Source organism: Catalinimonas alkaloidigena (assembly GCF_029504655.1).
Lineage (GTDB): Bacteria > Bacteroidota > Bacteroidia > Cytophagales > Cyclobacteriaceae > Catalinimonas > Catalinimonas alkaloidigena.
Genome location: NZ_JAQFIL010000001.1, coordinates 7,137,297 through 7,162,150, shown reverse-complemented (window position 1 = coordinate 7,162,150; position 24,854 = coordinate 7,137,297). Strand labels below are relative to the sequence as shown.

At 43.6% G+C, this 24,854-nt stretch carries 15 protein-coding genes; 7 read left to right on the top strand and 8 right to left on the bottom strand.

Features of this window, described 5'->3' with window-relative positions; translation table 11 throughout:
- The first annotated feature begins 1 nt into the window (after position 1).
- The 4 genes from OKW21_RS29085 (at position 2) to OKW21_RS29070 (ending at position 4,096) form a co-directional block, all read left to right on the top strand.
- Positions 2 to 1,300 carry a nucleoside hydrolase-like domain-containing protein gene (locus tag OKW21_RS29085; protein WP_277486653.1) on the top strand — a complete coding sequence of 433 codons (1,299 nt, stop codon included), beginning with the start codon at positions 2 to 4 and terminating at the stop codon, positions 1,298 to 1,300.
- 223 nt (positions 1,301 to 1,523) lie between these two features.
- Positions 1,524 to 1,862, top strand: coding sequence for a hypothetical protein (locus OKW21_RS29080; RefSeq protein ID WP_277486651.1), 339 nt, complete (start codon positions 1,524 to 1,526; stop codon positions 1,860 to 1,862).
- A 148-nt stretch (positions 1,863 to 2,010) separates the two neighbouring features.
- Positions 2,011 to 2,385 (top strand): BlaI/MecI/CopY family transcriptional regulator, encoded by a 375-nt coding sequence (locus OKW21_RS29075; protein WP_277486649.1) that lies wholly within the window; start codon positions 2,011 to 2,013, stop codon positions 2,383 to 2,385.
- On the top strand, positions 2,378 to 4,096 hold the full coding sequence (locus OKW21_RS29070; RefSeq protein ID WP_277486648.1) for a M56 family metallopeptidase: 1,719 nt from the start codon (positions 2,378 to 2,380) through the stop codon (positions 4,094 to 4,096). The genes OKW21_RS29075 and OKW21_RS29070 overlap by 8 nt, the downstream gene beginning before the upstream one ends.
- A 69-nt stretch (positions 4,097 to 4,165) precedes the next feature.
- On the opposite strand, the gene OKW21_RS29065 is transcribed toward OKW21_RS29070, so the two are convergent.
- From OKW21_RS29065 to rimO, 5 genes are all read right to left on the bottom strand, one after another.
- Positions 4,166 to 5,626 carry a TrkH family potassium uptake protein gene (locus OKW21_RS29065; RefSeq protein ID WP_277486645.1) on the bottom strand — a complete coding sequence of 487 codons (1,461 nt, stop codon included), beginning with the start codon at positions 5,624 to 5,626 and terminating at the stop codon, positions 4,166 to 4,168.
- Entirely contained in the window at positions 5,623 to 6,963 is a 1,341-nt protein-coding gene (gene trkA, locus OKW21_RS29060) for a Trk system potassium transporter TrkA (RefSeq protein ID WP_277486643.1), read from the bottom strand. Before trkA ends, OKW21_RS29065 begins: the two co-directional genes overlap by 4 nt.
- 56 nt (positions 6,964 to 7,019) lie before the next feature.
- Positions 7,020 to 7,619, bottom strand: coding sequence for a 5-formyltetrahydrofolate cyclo-ligase (locus OKW21_RS29055; protein WP_277486641.1), 600 nt, complete (start codon positions 7,617 to 7,619; stop codon positions 7,020 to 7,022).
- Positions 7,616 to 9,187 (bottom strand): bacillithiol biosynthesis cysteine-adding enzyme BshC, encoded by a 1,572-nt coding sequence (bshC, locus tag OKW21_RS29050; protein WP_277486639.1) that lies wholly within the window; start codon positions 9,185 to 9,187, stop codon positions 7,616 to 7,618. Before bshC ends, OKW21_RS29055 begins: the two co-directional genes overlap by 4 nt.
- A 162-nt stretch (positions 9,188 to 9,349) precedes the next feature.
- Positions 9,350 to 10,666 carry a 30S ribosomal protein S12 methylthiotransferase RimO gene (gene rimO / locus OKW21_RS29045; protein ID WP_277486637.1) on the bottom strand — a complete coding sequence of 439 codons (1,317 nt, stop codon included), beginning with the start codon at positions 10,664 to 10,666 and terminating at the stop codon, positions 9,350 to 9,352.
- A gap of 149 nt (positions 10,667 to 10,815) precedes the next feature.
- Between rimO and OKW21_RS29040 the strand changes: the two genes are divergently transcribed.
- The 3 genes from OKW21_RS29040 to OKW21_RS29030 are packed head-to-tail and all read left to right on the top strand — an operon-like array spanning position 10,816 to position 13,092.
- Positions 10,816 to 11,727 carry a DUF6452 family protein gene (locus OKW21_RS29040; RefSeq protein ID WP_277486635.1) on the top strand — a complete coding sequence of 304 codons (912 nt, stop codon included), beginning with the start codon at positions 10,816 to 10,818 and terminating at the stop codon, positions 11,725 to 11,727.
- Positions 11,711 to 12,436 (top strand): DUF6048 family protein, encoded by a 726-nt coding sequence (locus tag OKW21_RS29035; RefSeq protein ID WP_277486629.1) that lies wholly within the window; start codon positions 11,711 to 11,713, stop codon positions 12,434 to 12,436. The genes OKW21_RS29040 and OKW21_RS29035 overlap by 17 nt, the downstream gene beginning before the upstream one ends.
- 2 nt (positions 12,437 to 12,438) lie before the next feature.
- Entirely contained in the window at positions 12,439 to 13,092 is a 654-nt protein-coding gene (locus OKW21_RS29030) for a YiiX/YebB-like N1pC/P60 family cysteine hydrolase (protein WP_277486626.1), read from the top strand.
- 40 nt (positions 13,093 to 13,132) lie between these two features.
- On the opposite strand, the gene OKW21_RS29025 is transcribed toward OKW21_RS29030, so the two are convergent.
- From OKW21_RS29025 to OKW21_RS29015, 3 genes are all read right to left on the bottom strand, one after another.
- Positions 13,133 to 13,567 carry a T9SS type A sorting domain-containing protein gene (locus tag OKW21_RS29025; RefSeq protein WP_277486624.1) on the bottom strand — a complete coding sequence of 145 codons (435 nt, stop codon included), beginning with the start codon at positions 13,565 to 13,567 and terminating at the stop codon, positions 13,133 to 13,135.
- 46 nt (positions 13,568 to 13,613) lie between these two features.
- On the bottom strand, positions 13,614 to 17,525 hold the full coding sequence (locus OKW21_RS29020; protein WP_277486622.1) for a beta strand repeat-containing protein: 3,912 nt from the start codon (positions 17,523 to 17,525) through the stop codon (positions 13,614 to 13,616).
- An 85-nt stretch (positions 17,526 to 17,610) separates the two neighbouring features.
- Complete coding sequence (locus OKW21_RS29015; protein WP_277486620.1) at positions 17,611 to 24,549, bottom strand: beta strand repeat-containing protein; 6,939 nt, start codon at positions 24,547 to 24,549, stop codon at positions 17,611 to 17,613.
- Positions 24,550 to 24,854: the final 305 nt, after the last annotated feature.

Sequence of the window (24,854 nt, the reverse complement as noted above, 5' to 3'; positions counted from 1 at the left end):
AATGTCTATTAAATATGTAAAATTGCTGAGTTGTGTCTGTTTTATCAGTACACTCTTGATTCCATATTATAGTACTGCGCAAGATGAGTCTAAACCAAGAGTATTGATTAGTACTGACATAGGAGGAACCGATCCTGATGATTTTCAATCTATGATCCACCTGCTCATGTATGCGGATCTTTTCCAGATAGAGGGCTTGGTATCTTCGCCTTTTGGGAAGGGACGCAAAAAGGATATACTGGATATGATTGACCTCTACAAAAAAGACTTTGGCCAGTTGAAGGCACATTCAGCCAGTTTTCCTGAACCGGATGCATTAAGCGCTGTCTGTAAGCAGGGAGCAATACACTCAGCCCCATATAAAGGTTATGCTACCGCTACTGAAGGCTCCGAATGGATGATAAAAAGCGCACGGAAGTCAAGCGACCATCCGCTTTGGGTTTTGGTCTGGGGTGGGCTGGAAGATATAGCTCAGGCTCTGCATGATGCCCCGGATATCAAAGAAAACATCAGGGTATACTGGATAGGAGGGCCTAACAAAAAATGGAGCGTCAATGCCTACGCATATATTGCTGAGCATCATCCCGATCTCTGGATGATAGAGGCTAACGCTACTTACCGAGGATGGTTCATGGACGAAGCCTCTCCCCAGAATATCAGTGGAGAAGCGTATTACGACAATTATATACAGGGGCGGGGCGCTATGGGCAAAGCATTTAAAAGTTATTATGATGGAAGGATTAAGATGGGTGATACCCCCTCACTTGCTTACCTGATGCATGGCAATCCTGATGATCCTACAACTGAAAGCTGGGGTGGAAGTTTCACGCGCATTGAGCATAGCTCACGCGCTGTGTTTGAGGGTAATAGCAGCACAGAGGATACTGTAGCAGCTTATGCAGTATTGGAATGGAGATTTAAGGGACCCGAAAAAAATATACCTCAAGACTCAGTTTGTTTCATGATGGAAATATGGGATCAGGTTTGGCCGGGATATTATCTTGGCAATGGCATCTACGGGATACGCTACTCGCCGAAAAGACCAGAAAAGGGCACCTACCTAATAGCAAGTAATATTCCTGAACTAGATAGCCAGCATGGGCAGTATGTAAGTATCAATCCCTGGCCAGGCACACCCGATCAGGATGATTATCATCTGGGAGACCATTGGTACAGCGACAGACAAGAACCAAATCTGTTCATTGAAGATCAGCAAGGAGCAAAAACTATAGCCAGGTATCGTGAAGCGTATCTGTTAGACTGGGCAAAAAGATGGAAATGGCTTAAATCTGATATCTAAAATTAGTATTCAATTCTCAATTTCTCTTATAAGGGTCAGCTTATCCTTTACAGAATTTTGCAGGACAGCTGGCGTTCAGACATTTTACCAAGAAAAGGACCTATGAAGTGGCAGATCATTAGCATGCTACAGTTGATGGTTACTTGACGCTAGTGCGGTAAAACAAAGTTTGTGACGCCACACTACCCTAAAAGTCATTAGTAGTACGAAAGCAAACAGTTCATTGATTCATTTGATCCTATTTTTCTGGTTGATGCCGGTAAAGTCGCTAATCACATTTCAGAAAGATTCAGGCAATAAAACATATAAGCCCGGATCTACCAGAGACCTGAGAGCCAATCCGGACGATGAACAATTCATGGTACGCCAGCTCATTAGTGCCAAAGAGCTTGAGATAAAAGGCTTGATTGTCGCTACTGGTTTTGAAGAAGTCGCAAAGCAATGCCGGCAACTCTTTGATTATTGTGCCTGTATTTCCAGGCAGACTCTTGCCCTAGCCCCCAGCAGCCGGGGATCTACTGAAAACTTCAAATGTCCTGCTGCCAATGTGAGGGTGGGGTAGGGAGTTGGCATGCTATATCCTGAATTATATTAAACTTCTTTAAAACTTTTGTTAAACTTAATATTAAGTTAAATAATTTAAAAATAAGTTGACTAACTTAATATTAAGTTGTATCCTTGTTTTAGCTGATCAATAAACTCAATAAGTGATGACTGAACTGACTAAGGCAGAGGAGAAAATCATGAAGATTCTCTGGGATATTGAACAAGGATTTATCAAGGATATACAAGAACAATATCCCGACCCTAAACCTCCTTATAACTCAATCTCTACCATCGTAAGGGTACTGGTGCAGAAGAATATTGTAGACTATCATGTATACGGTAATTCTCATCAATATTATCCACTGATCTCTAAGGAGGAGTACCGCAAAGGGCAGTTATCCCGATTAGTTTCAGATTATTACAATAACTCGCTGAAACAGGTGGTTAACTTTTTTTCGGAAAGCAAAAAGCTGGATGAAAAAGAACTGGATGAAGTAATGAAGATGCTGGAAAAGCTTAAGTCACAGAAAAATGAGTAGCCTATTTATATACCTGCTGGAAGCCAGTGGCGTACTGCTGCTTCTTTATGCCTTGTATTGGCTATTGCTTAGGAAGGAGACCTTTTTTAGTCTCAACCGCTTCTTTCTGTTAGCTATAGTAGTTTTTTCCTTCTTAATTCCATTATTGAGTTTTGATCTGCTAACTGCATCAGCTAGTGTTGTTGACAATCCCATTGCTAAACTGCGGGATGTACGAATAGCTTACCATGATGCTTTTGATATCTGGACACATGAAAGTCTGGGCAACGCTTCTATTCGGGAGAAAACATACAGCAATCCAGCCAATACAATTCAGGATAAGCAGACATTGTTCCTAAACATAACTTATATCGTGTATGGTGTTGGCTTTGCTGCGGTTATTTTAAGGCTGATATGGTCATATTGCTGGATTTTGAGACTTAAGAATTCCAGTCAGAAAGAGACAGTGGATGGCCTGACAGTGGTTCAAGTGACTCATCAGATCGCACCTTTTTCCTTCCTGAATTCAGTTTTTGTTCATCAGGCTATGCTTGATAGTAAAGATTTTGACCAGGTACTGGCGCATGAAAAAACGCATATACAGCAAAGACATTCTTTGGATTTACTCATTGTTCAACTGGCAGCCGCCTTGTTATGGTTCAATCCTGTAATATGGCAGCTCATAAAATCTCTGAAGGGAACACATGAATATATAGCAGATAAAAAAACGATTGATCAGGGTTACTCCCTAGTTACGTATCAGACCTTGCTTTTGAGACAATTGATCAGCGTCAACTCTCACGGGTTGATACATAACTTTAATTTATCATTCGTTAAAAAAAGAATAAGCATGATGACTATAGAAAAATCAGGATGGGCCGGTAAAGCCAAAGTGGCAATGGTACTATCCGCCAGCATTATTTTTAGTTTGGTGATGATGCAGTGTAATACCAGCATGGACGATCAGGTTTTAACCGAATCTTCAAACTCTGCTTCCTTAGCCGGAAATAACATGGATGTTCCCGTTTTACCCACCTCCGCAGCAGGACAGTTTGACTGGAGTAGAGAAAACACGCTCAAGCTGCGCATTTCAGATAATAAAGTGTTAATCAACGAGGAACCGGTAGCAGTAGAGCAGATCATCTCAGTGGCCAAAAGCTTATCTGCACCAGATGATGTGATAGTCACACAGATTGACCAGAACCAGTCAATGGGGCTGGTACGCAAAGTGCAAAATGAACTGAGGAAGGCGAATCGTTTGAAAATCATCTATCTGGGGCAGAGTTCCAATGGAGAACAAATTGCGGTTCCTATCTTTTTACCTCCCGCTCCAGAGATCGAAGAAGAAGTAGGCTATCGTATTCCTAAAATCACTGATGAATATGCGAAAGAGCATAATATCAGCATGCTGAAAATTCAGATGCAAGAGGATGAGGCTGCCGCTGACCAGCAAAAAGTATATGCATTTGCCAAAGAGCAAATAGCACAGCAAAATACCAATTATGTAGTCAGTGCCCGCTTTAGTGACAATGATAGCTATAGAGATTATCTGGTAAGCTTGTACCACTTAAAAGAAGCTTTCTATCAGATTTATGATGAGCGGGCACAGGAGACGTATGGTATTAGATTTTCAGAAATTTCTCAGAATCGTTCTGCCAGTGAAGAATATCAATCCATGTACGATGCCATACGTCAGGGACTACCTATGGCGATATCCATTGCTGAGAATTAAAAGCTTACCTATTAATGTAGTTGATCTTAAAGGACTCAATGATGAGTCCTTTTTTTATGGAGCCACCATCTACACATTCCTGTTCCAGAAGTAAGGCGTAAATAGGATCAATACAGTAAATAGCTCCAGCCTTCCCAGGAGCATGAGAAAAGAAAGAATCCATTTGGCAGCCCCCGGTAGGTGCGCAAAGTTATCTACCGGCCCCACAGTACCCAGGCCGGGACCTATATTGCCCAAGGAAGTTGCTACTGAACCTACCGCAGTCATAAAATCTACGCCTATCAGGGCTATGGCTACTGAGCCTACCGCGAAGATGGTGATGTAAATGATAAAAAAGGCCAGTACGTTGAAGGTGATATCCTGTGTAATGGCATTGCCATTGAGACGTACCGGAATAATGGCTGAGGGGTGAACCTGCCTTTTCATCTCCAAAACACTGTTTTTGAGCAAAACGATGTGCCTAACAATTTTTACGCCTCCGGCCGTAGACCCGGCTGAGGCGCCAATAAACATGAGCAGGAAAAAAATCACCGTCAGCAGAGGAGCCCAGGAAGTATAGTCGGCAGTAATGTAGCCGGTAGTACTGATGACCGAAACGACCTGAAAGGCTGCATCACGAAAGGATTTCTCCAGGCCTGCATCACTCACCACATAGATAGCTACTGTACTCACCAGAATGATGATCAGCACTGAAAAAAGATAGTAACGAAACTCCTCATTCTGCCAGACTTTATTAAAAGCTCCTTTGAAAGCAAAATACGTCAGAGAAAAGCTGGTACCGGCCAGAAACATAAAGACTATAATCACATACTGTATGTAGGGAGACTCGTAGAAAGCAATACTTGCATTCTTGGGAGAAAAGCCTCCGGTAGCCATCGTTGTCAGTCCGTGGTTGATAGATTCGTAGAAATTCATGCCGCCAAACATCAGCAGCACCGTTTCCAGTGCAGTTAATCCGATATAAAGAAGCCACAACCTTTTTGCAGTGTCACGGATACGGGGCTTAAGCTTATCAGGCGTTACGCCCGGAGCCTCTGCTACAAAGAGTTGCATGCCTCCAATCCCTAAAATCGGTAGAATGGCCACTGCCAGCACGATAATGCCCATACCCCCTATCCATTGGGTAAGACTTCGCCAGAACAAAATGTCTTTGGGCAATGCTTCAATGTCGGTAAGTATGGTAGCTCCAGTGGTAGTAAAACCCGAAATTGACTCAAAGAACGCATCAGGATAGGAGGGGATCGTACCGCTAAACACATAGGGCAAGGAACCGAAGAATGACACCAGTAGCCAGTTTAAGGTCACCACCAGGTAACCGTCCTTACTTCGCAGTTCTTTGTTCTCCTGCTTTCTGGTAGCCAGCCAGGTTATTAAGCCTACGGTAAAAGAAACACCTGCCGCGGCCAGAATGGCTTCCCAGGCAGATTGATCATAAAAAAAAGAGACTAAAAGACAAAGGAGCATAAACCCCCCAATAAACATCAGCAGAGCTCCCTGGATATTGATGATAACCTTCCAGTTAAACTTCATTTAAAAAACTTTTCAACATCTGACAAGCTTTCTCTTTTGCTCAGAATTACGACGCGGTCATTAGGTTCAAACTGAAAATTACCCATGGCTACCTGCCCCTTACCATTTCTCACTACCCCTCCAATCACTGCTTCCTTAGGAAACTCCAGATCTTTTAGTTGTTTATTTACGATTCTGCAATTGTTATTCACCTCATACTCCAGTATTTCCGCTTCTACCCCGTGTATGCCGGTAATAGAAACTACGTCTCCTTTACGGATGTAACGGAAAATAAAATTAGCGGCAATAAGCTTTTTATTGATCATCGTATCCACGCCAATGTTCTGGCTCAAATGGATGTAATCTATATTCTCTACCAGCGCGATGGTTTTTTTCACGCCCTTATCTTTGGCTACCAGGCAACTGATGATATTGGTTTCAGAGTCTCCTGTCAGCGCCAGAAAGGCATCCATATTTGCCAAACCTTCTTCTTCCAGGATTTCCACATCCCTGCCGTCTCCATTGATGATCAGTGATTTAGGCAGTTGATCGGCCAGCTCAAAACACTTATCTCTGTCTCTTTCTATCAGTTTAACATTATAGTTGGTGCTCAGCTTACGTGCGGTATGGTAAGCCGCCTTACTTCCCCCCAGGATCATAATATTCTTGATCTCAATTTTCTTCTTACCGGTAAGGTCCAGTACCCTGTCTATTCCGTTGGGCTCTGCAATAAAATACACATGGTCATTAGGCTCAATGCGGGTATCTCCACGAGGAATGATCGTTTTACCATCTCGGAGTATGGCTACCGTTACGAAAGTATTATGAGGATTGAGACGTGAAGTTTCAGCCAGGGAATGATTCAGTAAAGGGCTCGCTCGGTCAATGGTAATGCCGATCAGAGAGAGAAGCCCCTGATCAAACTCAAAAGAGTCAGTAACCGCCGCGATACGCAGCAGGCGCCTGATCTCACGTGCCGCCAGTGATTCGGGCGAAATCAATTCGTCAATCCCTACTTTACGCAGATCCAGGGTTTCTTTGCTCATCAGATACTCTTCATTGGAGATCCTCGCTACTGTTCTCTTGACACCCAGTTGCTTGGCGATAAAAGAAGTGGCAAGGTTTACCTCTTCCGACTCTGTCACCGCAATCAGCAAATCTGCTTCTGCCACATTAGCATCTTTGAGCACTCTGAAGGAGGTAGCACTCCCCCGAATTGTAGAAACATCCAATTGACTTCCAAGCTGCCTCAGGCGCTCCTGGTTAAGGTCAATCACTACGATATCCTGGTTTTCGTATGCCAGCAGTTTAGCCAGATGTTTTCCTACATCTCCTGCACCCGCAATAATAATTCTCATATTATCCCTTCTATTCTAATGCTGATAATTCGCACAAATATATAACAGTTTGTGCATTACTCTTGGTTCTTAGTACCGGAATCCGCAAAATCCCATACTTTGTCAGGTGTAATGGCATGAGAAAGCTTCACATCCAATGGATTGAGGCCCGAAATAGCTGTAAGGGGAGGAAAAAGAGAAAGTCCTACTTTGAGTGTTTCCGGCAAACATTTGCTCAAAAAAGCATCATAATATCCCTTCCCGTAACCTACTCTATTTCCCCGCTGATCAAAAGCCAGCAGGGGAACAAGGACCACGCTAATCTCCCGCTCTGCTACTAAAACCAATGACTGACCTTGTGGTTCAGGAATACCCCAGGTATTTTCCACACATTCTACTTCCTGGCTGAGCTGAAAATGCTGCATGCTGTTGTCCTCCAGGCTGCTCTTTGGTACCACTACCTGTATATTATGTTCATGCAGCCATGCTATGATTGGCCAGGTATTGACTTCTTTGTTTTTTAAGATAGGGAGGAAACAATGGACTGCCAGGGGCTTCACATTGCCCAAAAAGGTGATCGCCTGCTCATATAGCTTTTGGTTGGCAAGCTGGTATTCATCTTGGCTCAGCTGCTTTCGCTGCCGACGAAAATAGGTACGCGCTTCAGTTTTGGTCAAGATTCATCTGCTTCTTCGTGAAGGATATAAAAGCAAAATTCCAGCGGATCAAAGTGTTCCAGCACCTCATCCAGAAAAGCCGGATTGTTGATATAGAAGTTTAAAAAGTTCTCTTTACGTTCTTGTAAGCTACCATCAGGAAACAGTTTGTCTTTCAGGCTTTCCAGTTGCTTGACATGTATCTCCTGGTTCTGTTCTTCCGATTTCTTGAGACGCTTCTCAATATTATGCAATATCTTTAGCGTGTTCTTTTCCTCTTTACCCACCAGGCCTTCCAAACTTTTGTCTACATCTATTGCTTTGCTCCTGATCGCATCAAAAACTTTAGAAATTTCCTGCTGCTCTTCATTCAAAGAAAGACTGTTTTCCGCATTGGCCTCTACAAATTTTCTGATCAGGCTCTGGCTATCCAGAAAAAGGTCTTTGGTTTGGATGGGCACTTTGTTCAGCTTCCTTTCATTACTTTTATTGATCACCAGCCCAAAATTACGGGGGAGCAGTATAGGAAAAGGAAGTTGATAATATTCAAACATGCTCTTGAGCTGCAGCCAGTAGGCAAGTTCGGATGGTCCTCCTACATAAGCCAGATTGGGAAGTATGGTTTCCTGATAGAGCGGGCGAAGGATTACGTTAGGGCTGAATTTTTCGGGATGCCTCTCTAATGCTTCCATCAGCCCTGCTTCAGAAAATTTGAGCTCACTATTCAGCACCACAAAACTATCGCCTATCTTCTCAATTCGTTCACGCAATTGCTCATCCAAATAAAAGAGGTTAATTTCTCTTGGAAACACCTGTGTTTTGTAGTCCAATTCGTTCAGTTCCTTTGAGCAAGCTTCTACATATTTTTTTGCGCTATGATTGACTAAATCGTCTTTCATCACCGAACGAAAATCTGCCTTCAGCTCAGCATGGTCGGCATCCAGCACCAGCAGGCCGTGCTTTCCAAACAGCTCATTGACGTAACATCGTACCGCATCTGCCAGATATTTGTGCTGCTTGTAAGCCTTGTTGAAGACTTCTACTTTGCCTGGTAATTCGTCTAAAATAGCCTGAATATTTTCCGTAGTAAACCGGCCTACTGCCCCTTTTTGATCCGTACGCCAGCTATAATCGTTACCAAAAAGATGAAAGTGGTTGATCTCTTCAAAGTCATGATCTTCTGAGGCCATCCAGTAAACGGGCACAAAATGATATTCAGGATAAGCTTCGTTTAGCTGCTTACAACAATTGATAGTAGTGACGATCTTATAAATGAAATAGAGCGGACCGGTAAAGATATTGAGCTGATGACCGGTGGTAACGGTAAATGTTTTGCTATCACCAAGCTTTTCTATATTCTGTGTTACTTCAGTAGGTTGTGCTACGCTGGTATATTGCTTACGCAAAACTGCCTGCAAGCGCTGCCGGCTCGCCTGGGAGAATGTTTTTTCCTGCAACTGCTTTTCAAAGCTTTTCAGATCAGGTCGGCGACTATGAAATTTCTGAAGGGTGTCTTTATTGTTAATGTAGTCTAGAAAGATAGGAGAGAAAGTACCAGTCTCTGAAAGATTAAGTTTTTCTATGTTCATAGTGCTGCGGAATAATACGAGCTAAGAGGAAATTAAATGCGTAATGATACAAAAATGTTTGCTCACTGCGAGACATAGTATAGTTACGTTAGCACAATCTCAAGGTTTTGTGCAATAAAGGCAAACAATAGTACTCAATCACCCCAAAGTCTATACGGAATGTTATTGTTGAACTGCTTCTCCAAAGAGGTCAAAGTCAGTAGCATCTACTATACGTACCTGGGCGAAGTCGCCTATGCGCAGATAATTCTTGTCGGCAGGAATAATTACCTCATTATCTACCTCTGGTGAATCCCCCTCTGTTCTACCAATGTAGTTCCCGCTTTCCTTACGGTCAATCAATACTTTCTGTATGCTTCCAACCTTCTCCTGATTAAGTTCGTAAGAGATTTTCTCTTGTAACTCCATCACTTCATTAGCCCGCTGCTGCTTTACTTTGTCAGGCACATTATCTTCCATAGCGTAGGCATGCGTCCCTTCTTCATGAGAATAGGTAAAGATGCCCAGACGATCAAAGCGCATTTTCTCTACAAAACCCATCATATCCGCATGATCTTCCTCCGTCTCCCCGGCATGACCGGCAATGAGCGTAGTCCGCAAGGTAAGGTTAGGAATCTTCTCACGAATCTGATGAATCAGTGCTTCCGTTTTTTCACGTGTAGTACCCCGACGCATCAGCTTAAGCATGCGGCTGGAACCGTGCTGCAAAGGCATGTCCAGGTAATTACAGATATTAGAGCGCTCCGCCATCACATCCAGCACATCCGTAGGAAAGCCCGAAGGGAAAGCATAGTGCAGGCGAATCCAGTCTATGCCTTCTACATCGGAAAGCTGCTTTAAGAGTTCTGACAGATTTCTTTTGCCATAAAGGTCCAGGCCATAGTAGGTAGAGTCCTGGGCAATGAGCAGCAGCTCTTTGGTGCCATTGCGAGCCAGGGATTTAGCTTGCTGTACCAGGGTCTCTATCGGTTGGGAGACATGCTTACCTCGCATCAGCGGAATAGCGCAGAAAGAACAGGGGCGATCGCAGCCTTCCGCAATCTTCATATACGCATAGTGGCGGGAGGTAGTAGTAATTCGCTCACCTACCAGCTCATGCTTGTAATCTGCCTTGAACTTTTTGAGCAAAAGGGGAAGCTCCATAGTGCCGAAGAAAGCATCTACCTGAGGGATTTCTTTTTCCAGATCATCACGGTAGCGCTGCGAAAGACAGCCGGTCACGTACAACTTATCTATCATACCACTTTGCTTGGCATCGGCATAGCGAAGAATGGTGTCAATAGACTCCTGCTTGGCATTGTCAATAAAACCGCAGGTATTAACAATAATGACATTGGCGTCATCCTTTTGAGACTCGTGGGTAGCATTAATATTGTTACCTTTGAGCTGCGTAAGCATCACCTCAGAGTCTACCAGGTTTTTGGAACAACCTAAGGTGACGACATTTACTTTATCTTTTTTGATCCCTTTTGTTTTCAAACTCGCTTTCTTTTTAACTTTCGGCAAAATTACAAAAAATAAACACAGCACTTATGCGTATGCATAAAGACACTTGTGAACAAAGCTTTTTTCGTTTTCGTTTGCCAGTATTCTATATTTTACACAGCATTTGAGACGTTTCTCTATACATGAAGCACCTACTTTTATTCCTGCCTCGCCATTTTTTGTTTTGGATGTGCCTACTGCCGCTGGCGATGACTGCCTGCCTGGACGAAAACGTCAGTTGTGTCACCGATACTTTTGACACTGCCAGGGTTGAGTTTTTGAAGCTGGACCGGAGCAATGCCCGTAATGATACGCTCTACATAGCGTCTATACTGGCCAGCAATGGCGCTTACCTTGATGTGCAGGATACTGCCCTGAGAAGGGTTTCCCTTCCACTAGACCCTTCCGGCAATCAGGTAACCTTTTATGTCAATTGGAAAGAAGATTCTGCTGCTGAACTACAAACGGATACCCTGGTACTGGCGTATGAACTGGAACAAAAGCTGGTTTCACCCGAATGTGGGGTAGAACAGCGTTATGTAAATCTCAGGAGCATTAATCCTGCCTTTGATTCATTATTGGTCGTGGAACCTGATATTAATCTTTTTACTAATCCTAATATCAGGATTTATACCTGTCAGTACGAATATACCAATTTGGCACGGGCTCGCTTTTATAGGATAGACACCACCAGTACCGATCCGGTGGTGACTACCAATGTATTAGATACGCTCATATTTACAAGCATTACCGATGATCTGGGAAATGTTATTTTGGAAGAGAGTGATACGCTTGACCGTATTCGCTTACCTGTGGATACCAATCGCAACAACACTACCTTCTTCTTTGAGATTGAAAATGATGAAGGAGAAATTGTCAGTCGTAGTTTAAATGTTTCTTACTTTGTAGATACCGTACAGATATTCGACTGCCTGCCTCAAACCAGAGTTAACAGCCTGGATGTTGACAGTGATGACTATGATTTTCAGGACGTGGAGGTAAATACCGAAGAATTAAACATTAACAATAATCTTAACCTTGAAATATTTTTTTAGCATATTCCTTTGCCTCAGCCTGAGCCATGTGTGGGCACAAGAGCAACAAACTAATGTGCCCGCCGATACGGTAGAGAGAGAAAAAATGCAGTCCACGCTTATTCCTGCTGCTTTAAGGGTTGGTCCGGCAGTAAACAGCCTAATACAAACAGTTATAGATGACGAAGGCACTTACTATGGCCTCCAGGCCGATCTGGCCATGGGGCGCTTTATGCTTTCTGCTGAATATGGTCATGCTGAGCTCAACCGTCAAAGTGAAGCGGGAGTAGCAGAGAATGAGGCCTTCCAATACCGTAGCAGCGGAGATTATTATAAGCTGGGAATAGATGTTAATCTGCTGAAAGATAAGCAGAAAAACACTTATGACGCGATAGGCGATGTCATCTACTTTGGGCTAAAATATGCATTCAGTAACATTGACGATCAGGTCAGCTTCAGTACTCCTGATAACTTCTGGGGGGCCACTGCTATTACACAAAGCAATGAGAACCTGAGCGTAAGCTGGGTAGAAATGAATGCCGGGGTGAAAGTAGCTTTGTTCAAAAATATATTTTTAGGATATACGATGCGCTATCGTTTCGGGCAGCGCTATATAGACCGCAGCTCTTTAGTACCCTACCGTATTCCCGGCTTTGGCAGTGGAGAAGATGAGGTTAACTTCGGTTTCGATTATTACATTTATTATCGCATACCTTTCAGAAAAAGATAGCCATGTGTAGAGTATTATTGTTGAGCTTATTTGCCGTATTTATCCTCAATACTGCTTATGCACAAGGTGCTTATAAAGCTCAAAATGGTGATTTACTTTTTCAAGATCTGGACTGTGGCCCTTATTGCGAATCTATAGAAAAAGTAACAGAAGGCGTAGATGGCGCTGACTTTTCACATATGGGCATAGTAGTGATGCAGGATGATCAGACCTACGTAATTGAAGCGGTTTCCAAAGGAGTAATAGCCACACCGCTGAAAAATTTTCTGCAACGTAATGTAAATGATGAGGGCCAACCCAAAATAATGGTGGGGCGATTGAAGACAGCATATCAGCCTCTTATACCAAGTGCGCTAATACAGGCACACGCACTGCTCGGCAATCCTTATGACGAAATTTATACAGATGGTGACGAGGCTTACTATTGCTCTGAACTGATCTACGAAATTTTTAAAAGAGCCAACCAGGGCAAGCCACTTTTTCCTCTGGCACCCATGACCTATGTTGACCCCGATACCGGGGAGACTTTTCCGATTTGGAAAGATTACTTTGCTGAAAGGGGTGTAAAAGTTCCTGAAGGGGTGGCCGGTATTAATCCCGGAGCCATATCCCGCTCTCTATATCTGGAGATTATCTTTCGCTTTTATCAACCCTAAAACCAGTAAGTTGCGAATACGCTAGCTTAAAGCTTCTTTCTTAAGGAATGATAAGCCTTAAAGTTTCATTGAACTGTTCTGTAGAGATAAGCACGCTATACACTCCTGAAGCCAGGCTATCCAGCCCACTCATTTCCCATTCCACTGCTCCTATCTGATTTGCAGAGACTTCAAACCGACGAATAATTTTACCCGACATATGAACGAGAGACACCCGAACTTTAGTGCCGGCTTGCATTCCACCAAGTCTCAACACTGTTTTTCCTCCAGCAACCGGATTCGGTGACAAGTCGGAGTAGTGCTTAGCCTCCGGATAAAAAGTCAGCAGAATAATTTTGGAATACGTTGACTCTCCATCAAAGTCTGTTTGCCTGAGACGATAATAGGCAGAGCCGAGTAGGGGCTCTTTATCTACTAATTGATACAGTTGCTCTACGGTGCTATTTCCTGCACCAGCAATTTTTCCTATTGTCATGAATTTTTTACCATTCGATGAGCGCTCAATCTCAAAGTAATCATTGTTATTCTCCCAGACAGTTGCCCAATATTAAGTGTACCTGCTCTTCATCTACCTGCCCACCAAAATACAGCAGTTCTATGGGTAATGGATTATTAGGCGCGGAAGATGATGCCAGCACAAAATCACTGAAGGTAGTGAAAGTACCGGAGGTAATAATTCCGCTCGTAAAAACTCCTGGATCAGCTGGGTCGGGGCTACTTCCTCCCCCCCCGATATTCACCCAGTTTCCTGCGCCATCGCTCTTAGCAATGCGTAATGCAGGTCCATCGTCCACCTCATCATCCGCATTGTATTCTATTGTGACTGTAGCTGAGCTTACCGCTGCTGCAGGCGACTGTGTAATAGAATAGTGTCTTGCGCCAGACACCCGCAGGAGTTTTTCGGGAACAGTAGGTAGCGTCCGCTTGGCAGGAGGCCCTTCGGTCAGCACAGCGGTGTAGCTTCTTTCGGTGGCATCAGCTTGTGCCAGGTTCAGGGTAATGGGGCGATAGACACCATTATTTCCAAAAGGAAAGCGCTTTACTTTTGCCGCAGTAGAGCTTTCTAGATGTCGAAGTGGCCCGTCAATATAACTTGTAGTGGAGCCCCCTGACACTGACCCATTCGTCCCAATCGTTAGCATATCAGAGTTTGTGGTATTAATCACACCAGTGCCGAGAGTCAGTTCACCATTCACCACACTGCTTCCGCTAAGCGTAAGTATAGTTCCTGTGAGCTTAGTCAGGTTATTGAATGTAACCGAGCCATTGATGTTTTGTGCTCCTGTTCCATCAAAAACAACAGTAGCCGTGCCTCCTCCGGTATTTAAAGGAGTACCGCTGGTAACCGTAAGATCGCTGTTAATAGTAGTAATAACATCATCAGCCATATTTACCCCGACAGCATTGTCAATGATGAGTGACCCAAAAGTGTTATTTCCACTGATATCTTGTGCTAATGCTCCGTTGAAATTGACAGTTCCGGTGGTAGAAAACGAACCACTGTTGCTCCAATCACCCAACAGATTATAATTGGCGCTGCCATTCACGATATCGTCAGCAGATATGGTCATGCTCCCTCCATTACTACCATCATCAAGCGTAATGGTTCCGGTAGCGGTTACGACAGGGCCAGCGCCACTTTTGTTGATGGTTAAATTATGGAAAGTATTTGTTCCAATAATATTTTGATTCGCTGAGCCGCTCAGATCGAGATCTTCTACATTAGTGTAAGCAGCGGCTCCGGCTGCATTACTCCAGTTACCGCTGATCTCTACATTCGTAGGTGTTATGAAAGATACCTGTCCTGAGGAAGCCAGGATTCTGAAGTTGTTCACCGTAAGGGTCCCCGCTGTATTAATGCTTTTTGTTCCTACATTGTCAAAACGAAGATTATTGAAGCTGATACCTGAAGGGACAGACTGAGCACTACTTCCTATCAGTGCGAATTCTCCGTTATGCGGTTCAAAATTACCACTGTTTTGCAAGCTTAGGCTTCCCCCCAGGGAAAGGTTATAGTTGTTTGTACTATGAGCATCCAGCGTTGCTGCATCAATGGTAAGGTCATTCAATACTGTAATATTGGTAAGCATCGTTTTGGTCCCCCCTCCGCTTATTTCAAGGTTTTTGTACTGGGTACGTGAGTCTGGCAAATTATAATCTCCTCCTCCGCTATATTCTATTGTCCCATTATCAAAGAGCGTACTGCCCAAAGCATTATAGGTGGGTAACTCACCTGAATTTAGGGTCAGCTTACCGCTACCAGTAAGCACACCTAAATCATAGCCTGAGGCAGCGCTGGTGATTTCCAACTGACCGTCTAACTGCATAGAAGCTACTGAAGCATTGCTGCCTACTGTAATGACATCTCCACTTTGAATTTCCACATCATTATATTGGGTAGGAATAGCATTGCTACCGCTACCATCAATGGCTGTATTCCAGGTAGTAGCTACGTTCCAGTCATCACTGGCTATACTATAAAGCTTAGGGAAGAATGCCCCTGCCTCCGCAGCGATCCATTCTGTTGCTGCATTTGTGATAGTGACATCCGTTGAACCAAATGTATTGGCGGCTGCCGTTACAAAGCCATTACTGGCTTCTGTAGTAATCGGGCTGCCTTCATACACCCAGGAAAGATAATTGATCTCACTCCCTTGTACATCTGTATCAGCATATGTAAAGTCAAGAGCAGCACGAAGGCTGGAAATACCTGTTAGGTTCAAGCTAAAAAAGCGGTCAATAGCACGTCCAGCTTCCAGCAGTGTAAAATTGCCATTGGTATTCCCTGTAACTGAACGCACTGCGATACTTCCACTACCGCTTATGGCTGTAGCATCTACTACTAGCGGGGTATAGCGTCCGCTAACTCCTAACGGAAAAGTAAAATCGTAACTATCCGCATTTGTATTTCCTTGCTTAACGACCTCCGGTCCATTGGTAGTACCCGTTGTAACAATCATACGGTTAATTCCAAAAGAACCGTTAATATCAGAGGAAGGACCAAAGCTAAGGGCATCATTTACTAATGAGATCGTTCCTTCATTACTCCAGTTAAGGGTTCCATTAATGGTCAGTAATGTATCAAGAATTAAGCTAGTCCCTTGAGCTTTCTCCAAAATAATATCTTCCAGCACTACACCATTACTTCCTCCGATAGCCTGATCAGCAGCCGTACTGTTAAAAGAAACAATGCTTGTATTTGTGACAGGTGCAGTGCTGCTGCTATTGTTAATCAAGTCTCCTGATAAATTGAGGGGTTGACCATTCATATTCAGACTACCTTGTCTTATTGTCAAATTTTCTTCAATATCAAGATAAGTCAACACGGAGCTGGTGGTATTCACCTCTACACCTGCGGCATTGTCAATGATAATATTTCCGAAAGTTTCCGAGTCATCTTCTCCTACAATATCTATCTCCTGAAGTATACTTCCGTTAAAGGTTACCGTTCCCTCACCAGGAACAAAAGCACTATTATTTCTGGCATCCCTTTCCCATTCTCCAGCCAGGAATATGTCATGATCATTCGTGTGAAGCTCTACTCTTGAGAATATATCCAGCTTACCACTTACATGAATATCTCCGCTGAGGTGTTTAGGTGCTAATGTACCTCCAGTTCTCTCAAAATTAATATTCCCATAACTGGCCCCACCTAAATCTGATATGAATTGAACATTATTATTATAGCGATAACGTACTGTGCTGCTTGGGTCCAAACTGTAGGTTGAGTAATTCACAGGAAAATTATCACTTCCTTCTACCCAAAGCTCTGTACCGCCTACCATAGTAAAAGTTCCCCCAGTGGTGCTACGGTCACAACTATGGCTGTTTAGATCTAGCCTTCCTGATACAACACTCAGATTACCGTTGATGGTATAATTGGTAGTCATCCGCGCTTCATCATTGCCTCCCTGATGATCAATAATCAAATGATTGTAAACTGTTTGTGTGTCTGGTAGATCCTCATCTCTGGTAGAAATAAATTCGTATTCTACCGTTCCCCCTCCTGAATTCACAAAGTCGTTATCCAGTGTTGGAATATCCGGAACGTTATCTACGGAAAACTTAAGTGTGCCTGTACCACCCACTGTTCCAATAGCGACATAAGTATCACCATTAATTTCTTCTATAACCAATTCTCCGTTATTCTCAATGCTTGTATTCGCCGCATATACATGGGTAGTAGCAGGAATAGTTACCGTATGCCCGAATTGAATAATCACTGGATTATTAGCAGACGGAACTGTGTCAGCCATGGGCACTCCTGAGGGATCTGTAGACCAGGTTAGCATATCATCCCATGCACCATCAGCACGACTGTAATAAATGGTAGGGCTGGTAAAATTACTTCCGGCAGTAAACGCATACTGATTGAGCATCTCGCTTGTTGATACTACAATAGTATTTGTGCTCTCATCCACATTAGTATCCACTCCTGCCTGCCAGTCAGTACCGTCAAAATAAGCGTCTTCATAAGATGTCTCAGTACCCGCGACATCTGATTGAACGTAGGTATAGCTATGGTCTATTTCTGGTGCTACGCCAAAAACCTGTAGTCTCTGCGATCCAATAATAATTCAACGCACTACTTGCCGGTGCTAAAGGATGGCGACTTGCTATGGGCTTAATTTTGACAATACCATCACCGCTAACCCCATGATTAGTAAGCTCCAGCGTGACAGGTGTATACGCTGTGGCGGTACCGATAGGAAATAAGAAAGGTATGTTTACTGCATATGATTTCTCTACTCCTAATGCGGCTTCCTGCCCGTTGGTGATGATCATTCGGCTGTTATCAAATACTGTAGACGTAGATACTGTAGCTGTTGGCGCTAAGGAAAGCCTGTTCACTCCCAGATCAAGAATACCTTCTGTTAAACTCAGATCACTGTTGACCGTCATCTGACTGGCACTTAGACTTACGCCTGCCGCATTGTCAATTTCAATATCATCAAAGCTAAGCGCATTACCATTGATTAGTTGACTGACTGACCCATCAAACTTAATAAGTTGCCCATTCTGATCCAGTGTCCCTGTGGTATAGGTCCAATTTCCTTCAATATCAATGTTAGCTGCCAGTTCTATGCCTCCTGAGCCGTTAGTATTGTTGATGTTCACACTGTAAAAAGTAGGAGACCCGCTTACAACCTGAGGTGAAGACTGTCCTGCTAAGCCAGAGCCATTAAAGGTAACAATACTGGGATCACCAGCCTCAAAACGACCATTGGTGAGGGTAAAATTACCCCCCAGATTCAGATTTATATCGTTATTGGTGGGGTTTGAAGCATTCGCCTGATACAGTTTGAAAGTTCCTCCTGCCAGATTGATGTTTAGATCATTAAGTACCGTTAGATCCTGCTCTCCACCATTGGATGCGCCTACTCGCTCTGTAAAGGAATTGCCATCTCCAATTTTAAGATTCCAGAATGGAGCGGCCGAAGTGATACCCACATCAAAATTGGATACAGTACTGGAATTTAGTATTCTTACTGTTCCTCCGCTTACATTATGCGTAACTCCGGCATTGATTCTAATGGCTTTACCATCGTTTCCTGAATTTCTCCTCACGATTTCCAATAGCCCTCCAGACATGCTAAAACTGCTACCTGAGCCGGTTTCTATACAAAAATCAGCTTCAAAATTGTTATTGATACTTTCCGTACTACTTCTGTTGTTTGCCAGCCTGACAATGCCTCCTGATTGAATATAACTTAATGTTGCTGAAGTAGGATTCGGCCGGATTTCTCCTCCTACTGTCAATGTGCCTCCTTCAACATTGATTATTGCATTTCCAGTAGCGTAGTAGATAGCATTAAAATCTATACCGCTGATATCATCTCCGATATTAATTGAACCATCCGTAAGCTTTAAAAGTCCCTCCAGAAAAAGGTTGGAAGAGGAAGAGGTAATTTCAGCCTCAGCTCCGGCATCATTTATCCACAATCCGGCTGTAGAGGGGATGGTGAATTGTCCTCCACCCGTACTTAAAGTGACTGTATGAGGCGCACTGAGTAAGAGAGTGCCATTTTGTAATTGCAGGGCTTTGCTAACTGTATTCGTAGGGCCGCTGATACTGAAATTACTTGCAGTAACTTCCAGTTCACTGCTCCATGAAGTTCCTTTGTTGATGATAAGACGGTAAAATTCGGTTATAGCACCCGAACCTCCTATTACGGCGTTTTCTGAACCGATGAAGCTTACATTACCATAATGGTTAGCTGTGCTGGTCATATCAAATACACCATTGTTTATCAGATCACCGCCTATGCTTAAGGTATGAGCACTAACACCGCCACCTGTAACATGAAAAGTACCCCCATTCGTAATGTCTGAGCCAACCGTAATTGTTCTGGCTGTTCCTGACCTCAAGCTAAGCGTAGTGCCGGAAGAAGTATTTAAGCTACCCCCAATATCAAGATTACCATTGCTAGTATTACTCACCAATAGCTGGACGCTTCCCTCAATAGATAGATCACTCTCAATATCAAATGCTGCATCCGGTAAGCTCACTGTACCGGTACCGGAAACAGTAAGGTTATGGAAAGATGAAGGAGCAGCCAAAGCTGTATAAGTACCACTTCCACCATATTCAATGGTACCCCCCGAGGATCCGAGCAATTCAGTGTAAGTCCCCCCTGGAAAAGGAGTAGCATCGGTATCATTTGTTATGATACGGAGTGTGCCTGTTCCACTCACTGTGCCAAAGCTATGTCCGGTAGTAGCATCCGAAATTTCCAGTGTTCCTGTACTTTGTAATTCTACACTCGGGGCATTTGTATTGTTATTTCCTACAGTAATAGTATTATTGTTTCCGATGATTACCGGCGTACTGCTCCCCGGAATAGTCAAAGCTGCTCCTCCTCCCAATGCAGTAGTTGACCAGGAAGAAGCGGTATTCCAGTTGCCATCTGCTCTGCTGTAATAGGTAAGGACAGTACCAAACTCTGATGGTTCTGCTGCGGTAAACTGTCCGTTGATATAGGTTACATTATTAAAGCTGATGACATTATTTGTTTCATCTACCAGGGCTACATTATTAAGATTGGTCCAGGTAGTCGGCGCATAACGAGCCGGGACATAGCCAGCCTCATTTCCTCTGCCATCAGCATCAGACTGATCATAAGTAAAGCTCAGGTTGGCAGTTTCTGAGCCAAAGCCGCTACGGCTTACAATCCAGTAATAATCCAATGAGAAGTTCCCTGCATCTGTAGTGAAAGGATTCTCAGCATCTACCGGATTCACTGTAATAGAACCTCCTGCCGCTGCATTAATTACCTGAATGGTAACGGGGGTATACTTGCTGTTTGACCCTAGCGGCCAGGTAAAAGTACCCGCTCCGCTATATGCTTTGACTACACCTGCTGCACCCGCTCCAGGGTTTACCTGTATCATATTACTGCTGCTAAAGGCTCCTGTTACTGTAGCACTTGCGCCTAAATTCAGCGCATAATTATCAACATTGAAAATTCCATCAGAAAGCGCAAGCACTCCGTTGACCGTCTGGGCTGCAGTTAGATTTGCTCCTCTGGTGTCGTTCAGTTCCAGGTTCTGAAAAACTCCATTGCCATCCCCGCCGATATTACGTGTTGCTGCACTTGCACTTAAAAGTATTTTGCCTCCTCCAGTATGCGTAGCAGAATTTATAACATTTCCGTACACAGTGAGGGTATGAGCGTTGTCTGAGAGGATACCACTGGCCAAAGTAAGAGTACCACCCACTGTTAGGGGGGTATGGAGGGTAAGTGTTTGGCTAGCATCCATTGTTATGGTGAAGGACTTTGAACCACTGCCCGACCATTCAGCGCCCTGAGTAGTCTTGGAAACACCCTGATAAGCCAATGTGTATGGATTACTTCCTTGCACATTACCTGTTATGATACCGGCAAGATCTGTTCCGGTACGCAAAATAGTAGACCCCGAAGCCATCGTGAGCTTGCTTCCACTTACAAATGTGCTCCCTTCTAAAGTAAGGATATTTCTGACTGTCTCAGGGGTAGAAAGGGTTTTATTCCCTGTACCGGAGATGATCAGGTTAGAGAATTGCGCGGTTCCCGGCAGACTAACCTCAGCATCACCGGCTCCATCATAAGTTACTGTACTGCCTACACCTAATACGTAGCTACTGAAGGGCGTATTATTTCCGGGAAAATGGTGCGCACCATCACTGTTACCAATTACAAGATGTCCAGTGGGATTGATTGTCAATGATCCACCCGTAGCATTGCGATTGAGTGTGTTATCATTGATATCCAAAGATCCTGCAAAAAGAATCAGATTTCCACTCATCAGAAAGTCCTCACCTCCACTTACTATTTCCACCTGACGGTTAGTCCCGCTGGGGTTATTCACAATGAAGGAGCCATAGGTATGATCTGGAGAAAGCAACAGATCAAATCCATCTTCCGACCCCCCCAGCGCGGCAGAGCCGTTCCCAAAGCGAAAAGTTCCGCCAAAGTTAGCAGCAGTAGGTGTTGTACCTGAAGGCATTCCACTAATCAGGTCTCCTGCGTTTGGGTTACCTGCGTCATTAATGTTTAGTCCGTAGCCTGTACCACTGCTTTCATGGGGGTTTACGATGGTAATCTGCCCGCTGCTGAAATCGACAATCCCTCGCCTGAAATGACAGATATGTTCATCTGCCAGAGTGTTTTGGTCTCCACGAGGGTTAATGTTAAAATTACCTCCACTCATATCAAAACGTGCATTGGCATCATCAAACAGGAAGCTTCCGTTCAGGTTAAATGTCCCCCCACTTATCTCCAGGCTTTGAAATGCTACATTTCCGAAAGATGGATTATTGTTACTATTTCCTACTACGAAATCACTATTTCCGTCTCCTACATTGATCGTTCCTCCACTTAACAACAAACGTGTTTGCTCGCTAGGATTGCCGGCAAAGACAAAGCGGTTTGCTCCATTACTATCTCCTGTCCCTACGTTAAGTGTGCCTCCGTTCATATGTAATTCGGTACCATTATCTAGGGTAAACGATGCTGTGATATCACAAGTACCTCCATTCATCAAGAAGCGCGCTCCTGAAGTATTTAACCTTAAGTTGCCGATATTACCTCCACCTACCTGTAAATATCCATCAGTGTTGATCGTCAACACGCTATTTGCCCCATCCATATCAAATATGTTGCGAGTAGAAGGTGTGGGTAATTCTGCAGCCAGATTGGGAGCGATGATTAGCCGGGCAGTACCACTCCCTCCCGCACCATCACCAATACTGACGATACCATCTCCTCGGGTAGCATCTTCACCCGCATCATCATTGGTAATATTAAAGGGGTTCCGATTAGCCACTGTGGTCAAAGAAGGGCTGGCGAGCATACTAAACGTACCTGCATTGATAGTAAACGTACCGCCATCATATACCTGCAAAAGGTTTCCGTTTGTAATATCAGTGATACTTGCACCCAGATTGATTACCCCCCCATTCATTAATAAGTCGCCTCGTATCTGTAGCCTTGTATCAGCCACAGTAGTCAGATCGGGTAAGATATTAATGGTCCCTCCGGAGATATTTAGACTTGCTCCGCTTTCAATATCCATCCCGCTATAAAAGGTACAGCTTGCGGTAGGGCTACTGTAGTTAAATGCTCCATTAATATCTACTTTTCCGCTTACCTCTGTTGTTCCTGTCTCTAAGGTACCACTCCCATTGATTATGATATCATATAGGTCTCCGAAATTTCCAAATCTGGCAATAGCATTATCATTGATGGTCAAAGTACCTTCATGAAGAAATGTGCCTACATTTCCACTGGCGTTATCTGTACCTACCAAAAATGTAGCGTTATCCGAGAGTGTGATATTAGAGATAGAACCCGACGTATTTCTCTGTACAGCATCCGCTACGATGACATTAGCTGAGCCAGAAACTGTAAAATTAGCGGTTTCACCCGCCGCCTGCCTAAACCTCAGCCTTCCTCTACCACTAACAGTATTGCCCATGGTTACTGAGCCTCCCTGTATATCAAGCGTAACATTGTCTGCTTCCAGTATTATTGCATCAATATTATTACTAGCTTCAGTGATGCTCGTCATCACATTTAGTGTACCATCCAGCATAGTGAAAGAAGCATTTGCCCCTTCTATCTGAATGGATTCAGGGTCACCTCCAGTGGTAAAGTTTGGTGTTACCTCCAGCGTACCAGTATTCTGGATCAATGAGCAGTCTTCTCTTATAAATATTCTGTTGTAGACAGTAAGTTGAGTAGTCATACCACTAATAGATAAGCCTGAGCCGTTTCCACTTACGCCATCCAGCATTAAATCGCCACTATTATTATTACTACTGCCTACGGAGCAGATGGCACCATTTTCTATACTTAGATTCGCACCTGAATTCAGTGTCAGGTCGTGGGTATAGAGGGTAGTCGCATTAATTGCAGAAGCACTACCTCCAATTGTAAGCGTTCCGTCTGTGGGGGTAGTAGTAGTAGCCGGGTCACCATCACCAAGATTAAAAATACCACTGCCTGAAACGTTTACATTACCATCTATTGTGATATTAGTAGCCAATCCACTACCTACTCCTCCATGACCACCATTGAACTGCCCTCCGGTAATTTCAATATTACCACCAACAATGCTTACACTACGGTCACTGGTGTGGTTAATGATCATATTGAAGATACCATCATTAATATGGAATGAGGTATTTGTATAAGTCGTATTGTTGTTGTCTCTGTTATTGTAAGTTCCACTATTGTTATGCACATAAGTGCCCTGGGTGAAACTTGAACGCCCTGCTTCTACTGAGTTGGTAAAGGCTATGGACTGGTTTTCGATCTGATTATTTGGATAAGCACCGCTATTATTATAAGTAACATTATAGGTATCCCATATACCTTCTCCTGATATGCTTTGGTTGTCAGAGCCTTCAAGCGTTAAATCAACTCTTTGGTTGTTACTGCTGCCCTCCAGATCAATTGTACCTGCATTGCTAAGATTTCCCTGAACATTAAAAAAATGGTCCTCGTTACGAGCAGCTCCGTTCATTACAGGGGATCCACTACCTCCTTCTACAGAAAGTATGCTACCATTTGCTGCAATGACTACGTCTTCTGTAACCGTCAGTGTATAACCGCTACCATCAGTCAGCCTATCCAGATTCCCGTTTGCGCCACCATTATAATTGGAGAAAGGAAAGCGTAAGCTGCCCGTTCCATCGGCTGTTCCTATTGTCAAAGAGGCAATGGTCGCACTATTACCATTATTAGCAAAAGCGTTATAATCTACCACATCTCCGTCAGCGATAATCACTCTATCTGTAGCATTGGTACCCGGCACCTGCGATGCAGCTAATCCTGCATGGCTAACTGTAGACCAGGTGTCAGGGTTATTCCAGGCACCACTTTGTCGACTATAGTAAGTAGTTTGTGCGAATGTTTCAAAGCTGAGGCAGCATAGGAGTGCTGTAATGATGAGAGCAGCAATCTGATTCTTCATGGTTGTTTAATTATTCAATCCGAATCAGAAAAATAGAGTTAATTATGCTGCAATAGCCCTTAATTCACTTTTTTACCCAATAACCTTCTAGTTTTCAATCGCTTATCAAATATTGTTTTTTTGCCTTTTGTAAAAAAAACAGCTAAGCCTTCTCCCTTTATAAAAAAAATTACCTTTCAACGCATCTGTTCCTAAATTGTAAAAAACTCAATTTTTACGGTTATGAGAAGCATAGTGAGTATTACTTAGGCATCTAAAACCAGCCCCTACTTTATTGCTAGTACTTTATCTCCGTATTTCTGTAA